At 74.3% G+C, this 6,652-nt stretch carries 6 protein-coding genes; 3 read left to right on the top strand and 3 right to left on the bottom strand.

The window, feature by feature from the left end; genetic code table 11:
• Nucleotides 1-293: 293 nt before the first annotated feature.
• Nucleotides 294-986 (bottom strand): MerR family transcriptional regulator, encoded by a 693-nt coding sequence (locus ACTOQ2_RS36440; RefSeq protein WP_440105428.1) that lies wholly within the window; start codon nucleotides 984-986, stop codon nucleotides 294-296.
• Nucleotides 987-1,063: 77 nt separating this feature from the next.
• On the opposite strand from ACTOQ2_RS36440, the gene ACTOQ2_RS36435 reads away from it, so the two are divergent.
• Nucleotides 1,064-2,272, top strand: a complete 1,209-nt coding sequence (locus ACTOQ2_RS36435) for an erythromycin esterase family protein (RefSeq protein WP_440105426.1) — start codon at nucleotides 1,064-1,066, stop codon at nucleotides 2,270-2,272.
• A 130-nt stretch (nucleotides 2,273-2,402) separates the two neighbouring features.
• Here the strand turns inward: ACTOQ2_RS36435 and ACTOQ2_RS36430 are convergent, their stop codons facing one another.
• Nucleotides 2,403-3,302 carry a LysR family transcriptional regulator gene (locus ACTOQ2_RS36430; RefSeq protein ID WP_440105424.1) on the bottom strand — a complete coding sequence of 300 codons (900 nt, stop codon included), beginning with the start codon at nucleotides 3,300-3,302 and terminating at the stop codon, nucleotides 2,403-2,405.
• A 79-nt stretch (nucleotides 3,303-3,381) separates the two neighbouring features.
• Here ACTOQ2_RS36430 and ACTOQ2_RS36425 point away from each other — a divergent pair, with 79 nt between their 5' ends.
• Nucleotides 3,382-4,659, top strand: a complete 1,278-nt coding sequence (locus ACTOQ2_RS36425; protein ID WP_440105422.1) for an MFS transporter — start codon at nucleotides 3,382-3,384, stop codon at nucleotides 4,657-4,659.
• A gap of 144 nt (nucleotides 4,660-4,803) precedes the next feature.
• On the top strand, nucleotides 4,804-5,706 hold the full coding sequence (locus ACTOQ2_RS36420) for an SDR family oxidoreductase (protein ID WP_440105420.1): 903 nt from the start codon (nucleotides 4,804-4,806) through the stop codon (nucleotides 5,704-5,706).
• Between the two features lie 16 nt (nucleotides 5,707-5,722).
• Here ACTOQ2_RS36420 and ACTOQ2_RS36415 read toward each other — a convergent pair whose 3' ends face one another.
• The gene (locus ACTOQ2_RS36415; RefSeq protein WP_440105418.1) at nucleotides 5,723-6,619 is read right to left on the bottom strand and encodes a dihydrodipicolinate synthase family protein; all 897 of its coding nucleotides are present in this window, start codon (nucleotides 6,617-6,619) and stop codon (nucleotides 5,723-5,725) included.
• Between the last annotated feature and the right edge of the window lie 33 nt (nucleotides 6,620-6,652).

The following is a 6,652-nucleotide window of genomic DNA, read 5'->3' as shown; positions in this document are numbered from 1 at the left end:
CCCTACGCAGGGTGGGCCGAGCGATAAGACCTGGAAGGACAGGGCACGCTCGCGCCCTGGCGGGCACTCCCGCGCGGGCCCTCCCCCCCGGTCTGAAGGCCGAAGCACTAAGAGCTGTTCGGTAGCGCCGCTCGGCCGAAATCCCCGGCCGAAGTCGGCTCGGCTGAATTCGGTCATACCCGTGGGTCCTCGGAAGCTTCACGACCGGGGCTCGCACCCGTTTCCGGGCGGCCGGGGCGGACAGCCGGAAACCGTGGCGGTTCATCACCTCCCCCAGCGGATTCTTCAGGGCGCTACGGCGTTTCCAGGTAGATGTCGAGCGCGGCCGCGCCCGCCAGCATCGCCAGGCCCCGCGCCGTCAGCCGGTCGTGCCACTCCCGCAGCGTCGCCTGCAGCGGCTCCGGCCCGCCCGCCGCCCGCACCCGCTCCAGCACCAGCGCGATCGGCTCCAGCCCGTACCCGCCGCGCCGCAGCTGGTGGGCCAGCAGCACGTCGCGCACGTCGGCGGAGGTGTAGACGCGGTAGCCGGTGTGCGGGTCGCGCCGGGGCGCGATCAGCCCGGCCCGCTCCCATTTGCGCAGTGTCGCGGGCCGGATGCCGAGCCTGCGCGCCAGCGGCCCGATGAACGTCGCCCCCGCCTCCGGTTCCGGCTCGCGCGGCGGCGCCAGGTCGCGCAGCGCCCGTTCCACGGCCTCCAGCGTGCGCCGGTCGTCGGCCAGCTGCGCGTGGCTCTCGTCGATCAGCCGCAGCGCCTCCTCGACCGCGCCGTCGTTCACGGCCCGCATGATCGCTCCTGCGGTCGCGTGGCCGTGCGCGGGGATCAGCGCCAGGAACGTCCGCAACGCCGCCGCGTGGCGCGGAGCGTAGGCGCGGTAGCCGTGCGCCGAGCGCTCGGCCGGCGGCAGGATCCCCGCCTCCTCGTAGTTGCGCACCGCCTGCGTGGACAGGCCGTGCTCGCGCGCCAGGTCGATGGGCCGCAACCGCATTTTGAAGGTTCTTCCTCGTCAGCAGCCGTGAATACCGCCAAAGTTTACACAAAGGGTTCAACGATACAGTCGAATACGTGACGATCTCGATCCGGGACGCCGCCCGTCCCTTCACCGGCGCCGCCCTCACCGCGCTCCTGTCCCCCGCCACCCGCCTGCTCGGCCTCGGCGAGCCCACCCACGGCGTCGAAGCCTTCCCCGAGCTGCGCAACGAGATCTTCCGCCACCTCGTCGAGCACGAGGGCTACCGCTCGATCACCATCGAGAGCGACTGCCTGATGGCCCTGGCCGCCGACGCGTACGTCACCGACGGCACAGGGACCCTCGACGACGCGGTGAGCCGCGGCCTCAGCCACGGCTCCGGCGCCTCACCCGCCAACCGCGAGCTCCTGCGCTGGATGCGCGCCTACAACGAGCGGCGTCCCCCGCACGAGCGGCTCCGCTTCTACGGCTTCGACGGCCCCCTGGAGATGACCGGTCCCGCCGGTCCCCGCACGGCCCTGACCGCGCTGCACGACTACCTCGCCGCCCACCTCGACCTGGCCTGGAGCCGCGAGAGCCTCGACGAGCTGCTCGGCCCCGAGGAGCGCTGGACCAACCCGGCCGCCCTGTGGACGGATCCCGCCCAGTCCGTCGGCCGCACCCCCGAGGCCGGGGAACTGCGCCTGATCACCGACGACCTGCGCGCGCTGCTCACCGCGCACGCCCCCCACCTGACGGCCGCCACCTCCCCCGGCGCCTGGTGGCGCGCCGGCCTGTACGCCCGCACCGCCGCCGGGCTCCTGCGCTACCACGCCGGCGTGGCCGACACCTCGCCCGACCGCGTCGGCTCGCTCATGCGCCTGCGCGACGCGATGATGGCCGACAACCTCGACGCCATCGTCGGCTTCGAGTCCCGTCGCGGCCCCACCCTCGCCTTCGCCCACAACCGTCACCTGCAGAGGGACAGGAGCCGCTGGCTGCTGCCGGAGGGCTGGGGCCCCCTGGCGGGCCGGACGCTGGAGTGGTGGAGCGCCGGGGCGATCGTGGACACACGCCTCGGCGACCGGTACGCCTTCGCCGCCACCGCCTTCGGCACCCGCGGCTCCGACGTCCCCCCTCCCGACACCCTCGAAGGGCTCCTGTCGTCCCTCCCCCACGACCGCGCCGTCGTCGATCCCGGCCTTCTCGCCGCGGCCCTCGACCGCGAGCCGGCGCCCCGCGTCCCGGCCGACCACACCTACTTCCCCCTCGACCCGGCCACCGCCGGCCGGACCGACGCCGTCATCTTCGTCAGGGAGATCTGAGCCGCCCACGGCGGCGACGCGGGCGGGAGGTCACGCGTCCGCGGCGACCCGGGCCGGGGGTCCTCGCCCCGGCGCCGACGTGACGATCACCGCGGGCGGCGGCACCGCCCGCACGGCGAAGGCGACGAGGTCACAGGTCCGGCGATCCCGAGGATTCCGCCGCCGGGATGCCGAGGGCGGCCAGGAACGCCGCGGCGGCGGGGGACGGCGGGAAGCGGCTCCAGACGAGGTGCTCCATGCGGGCGGGGGCGTCGCGAAGCCGCAGGATGGGCAGATCGGGAAGTTCGGGTGCGAAGGCGGCGGGCAGCAGCCCGATGCCCAGGCCCTGCCGGATCAGGCGGGCCATGAAGTCCATGTTCGTCACTTCGAAGGCGACCTCGCGCCGGACCCCGGCCGCCGCGAACGCCTCGTCCGACTGGGCCCGCGCGGCGGTGCCGGGGGGGAAGTCGACGAACGGCTCGTCCGACAGCCGGCGCAGGTCCACGCGTTCCCTGCCCGCCAGCGGGTGGCCGGGCGCCACCACGGCGACGAGGTCGCCGCGCGCCAGCTCGCGGCCGCGGACGCCGCTGGGGCGTGCGCCCACCGGCAGCCCGAGGAACGCGGCGTCCAGGCTGCCCTGCCGCACCCGCTCGACCAGTTCCTCGCTCGCGCCCGAGCGCAGGGTGATCCGCACCTGCCGGTGGCGCAGGTGGAAATGCTTCAGCACGGTTGGGAGGTCGACCGCCGCGACGGTGGGAATGGCGCCGATGGCGAGCCGGCCCCGGATCTCGCCGGCGGCGGCCGCCACCTCGGCGCGGGCCCGTTCGGCGGCGTCGAGAGCCTGGCGGGCGGCGGGCAGGAACGCCTCACCGGCGGGGGTCAGCCGGACGCGGCGGCTGGTGCGCTCGAACAGCTTGGCACCCAGCTCGCGTTCCAGGCGGGCGATCTGGTGACTCAGCGCGGACTGGACGACCAGGCACCGCTCGGCGGCGCGGGTGAAGTTGCTCGTCTCCGCGACGGCGACGACATAGCGCATCTGCTGGAGTTCCACGGATCAATCGTGATGCACGATCGGTCCGATGACAAGCATGTGTTGGACTCATCGATCGTTCGTTGCCCAAGCTGGGCGCATGACGACGAGACCTCGTACGGGCGGCGGCCTGTCGCACGGGCTGCTGCTGCTCATGTCGGTGGCGACCGGGCTGGCGGTCGCGGGAAACTACTTCGCGCAGCCGCTGCTCGACCTGATCGGCCGGGAGCTGGGGGTCGGGCCGTCGGCGGCGGCGCTGGTGGTGACGGCCGCGCAGGGCGGGTACGCGCTGGGGCTGGTCCTGCTGGTGCCGCTCGGCGACCTGGTGGAGCGGCGGCGGCTGGCGGTGTCGCTCTACGCGGCGACCGCGGTGTTCCTGCTGGTGTCGGCCACCGCGGCCAACGGCACGGTGCTCCTGGCCGGTACGGCCCTGACCGCGCTGACCTCGGTCGGAGCGCAGGTGGTGGTGCCGTTCGCGGCGACGCTGGCGGATCCGGCCGAGCGCGGCCGGGTGGTCGGCACGGTGATGACCGGGCTGATGCTCGGCCTGTTGCTGGCGCGGACCGCGTCCGGAGCGTTGTCCGAGCTGGGCGGCTGGCGGACGGTCTACTGGGTGAACGCGGCGCTGATGGCGCTGATGGCGGTGTCGCTGCGCGTCTTCCTGCCCCGGCTCGGCGAGGACGGCGGGCACCTGTCCTACGTCGGGCTGCTGCGCTCGACGGTCGCGATGTTCCGCCACGAGCCGCTGCTGCGGTGGCGGGCGGGTATCGGCGCGTTGAGCCTCGCCTCGTTCAGCGTGCTGTGGACGGCGCTGACCTTCCTGCTGGTGCGGTCACCGTACGGCTGGTCGGAGTCGGCCGTCGGCCTGTTCGGCCTGGCCGGTGTCGCGGGTGCGCTGACCGCCACGGTGGCGGGGCGGCTGGCCGACCGCGGGCGCGTCCAGCTCGTGACCGGCGCCGGGACGGTCCTGCTGTTGGCGTCATGGCCGGCGATCGCGGCGGGGGCGCACTCGCTGCTCTGGCTGCTCGCCGGCGTGATCGTGCTGGATCTGGCGCACCAGGCGGTGCTCAACAGCAGCCAGAACGTCCTCTACGCGATCCGGCCCGAGGCCCGTAACCGGATCAACTCCGCCTTCATGACCTCCCTGTTCCTCGGTGGCACGGTGGGCTCCGCGCTGACATCGGTGGTCTGGGTGCACGGCGGCTGGACCGGCGTGTGCGTCCTGGGCGCCACCCTCTCGGCCGGGACCGTCGTGCTCTGGGCCCTGGAGCGCGTCACCGCCGGCCGGGCGGCGGGCGGGTCCCCGGAGTCCCCGGTCCACCACGGCGACGCCCCGGCACCGGCTACTTCGGCCACTTCGGCCACTTCGGCCGGCTGATCCGAACAACCGGACCACGCGCGTCACCGTGTCCGCGACGGCGGAAGGCACGGGAGGCCGCGGGAGGCCGCGCGCCGGCCGGGTGACCGCCGCGGTACGCGGCCTGGTCCGCATCCCCATCACCACCGACAAAGGAGAACGAGCGTGTCGCGCACCGTACTGATCACCGGAGCCACCGGAACCGTGTCCACCGCGCTGATGAACGCGCTGCGGGGGGCCGAGGTGAACCTTCGTGCTCTCGTCCGCGACGAGTCCGCGGCGGGCGGCTCGCGCGAGCGGGGCGCCGAGGTCGCCGAGGTCGCCGAGGTCTTCGCCGGTGACCTCGACGACGCCCGGTCGCTACCGCCCGCCTTCGAGGGCGTGCAGGACCTGTGGCTGCTCACCCCGAACGGCCCGCGCGCCCCGGAGAACGCCATGAACGCCGTGTGGGCCGCGCGCCAGGCCGGTGTGGAGCGTGTCGTGCGCCTGTCCGTCGTCGGCGCGGCACACGACGCGCCGAACCGCAGCGGCAGGTTGCACGCGCTGTCGGACCGGGAGATCGAACGGTGCGGCATGCGCTGGACGATCCTGCGTCCCCACTGGTTCATGCAGAACCTGCTGAACGAGGCGGGCGACATCGCCGCCACCGGCACGTTCTCGCTGAACATGGCCTCGGCGCGGATCGGCATGATCGACGTACGCGACATCGCCGAGTGCGCCGCCCGCGTGCTTCTCGACGACCCCGACCGCCACCACGGCGAGACGTACACCCTCACCGGCCCGCGCTCGCTCACGTTCGACGAGGTCGCCGGTGAGCTGGGGCTCGCTCTCGGCAGGCCCGTCACGTACCTGCCGGTCGGCGACGACGCCAAGCGCAAGACGCTGCTCGGCCACGGCGTCCCGGAATGGATCGTCGACATGCTCGAGGAGTACGCGCGGGCGTATGTCTCCGGCTGGGGAGACTTCACCACCGACACGCTCGCCGGGCTTCTCGGCCGTCCCCCGCGTGACATCGCCGGCTTCGCCCGCGACCACGCCCCGGCGTTCACCGCGGCCGGCGACGGCTGAGATCGCGGCCCGCCGGTCAGGCCGGGACGTGGCGCGGGGCCTCGGCGTGGCGCAGGGCGTCGGCGTGGCGCAGCGCGGTTCGCGCGGTCTCCGGCCGGGCCGGCAGGAGCGGCAGCCGGACCGCGGCGGTGGGAATGACGCCGCGGGCGTGCAGGACCGCCTTGATCGCGGCGGGGTTGGGCTCGGCGAACAGCGCTCCGGACAGGGCCGAGAGGCGGTGCCCGAGAGGTCGCGCCCGGGCCACGTCGCCGGCCCGCCACGCCTCGACCAGCTCCACGAACCGCGCGGTGGCCACGTGCGCCGAGGCCATGATCGCGCCGTGTGCGCCGAGTGCGAGCAGCGGCGAGACGAACAGGTCGTCGCCCCCCAGCACCGCGAAGCCGTCCGGAAGATCGGCCATGAGCGCGACGGTGTCCTCGTCGATCCCGCCGACCGCGTACTTGACGCCTACCACACCGGGCAGGGCGGCCAGCCGTCGCACCGCGTCCGCCGACAGGCGCTGCCCGGTCCGGTACGGGACGTGATAGATGACCAGCGGTACCGGGCTGACCTCGGCGAGATGGCGGAAATGGGCCAGCACCCCGGCCTCGCCCGGGCGCGTGAACGGCGGGACCAGGCTCAGCGCCGCCACCGCCTCCGGCCGGTCCCGCAGCGCGTCCAGCGCCTGCGGGGTGGCGGCGCCCACCAGGAGGTGCGCGCCGCGTTCGGCGCAGACCCGGGCGGCGAGGTCCACCACGGCCCGCTGCTCCGGGCCGCTGAGCGCGGACGGCTCCGCGGTGGTGCCCAGCGCGACCACACCGGTCGCCCCGGCGTCCAGGATCCGGTGCGCGAGGGCCTCCAGCGCGTCGAGAGCCACGGCTCCGGCGTCGTCGAACGGGGTGATCAAGGGCACGTACAGGCCGGTGAGCGTCATGCGTCCAGGGTGCGCCGCCCGGATCGGCAAGGT

Origin of the sequence: Streptosporangium sp. H16 (genome assembly GCF_051918855.1) — a bacterium.
Taxonomy (GTDB): domain Bacteria; phylum Actinomycetota; class Actinomycetes; order Streptosporangiales; family Streptosporangiaceae; genus Streptosporangium.
Note: the sequence above shows the minus strand (reverse complement) of the source record. Positions and strands in the feature narration are given on the sequence as shown.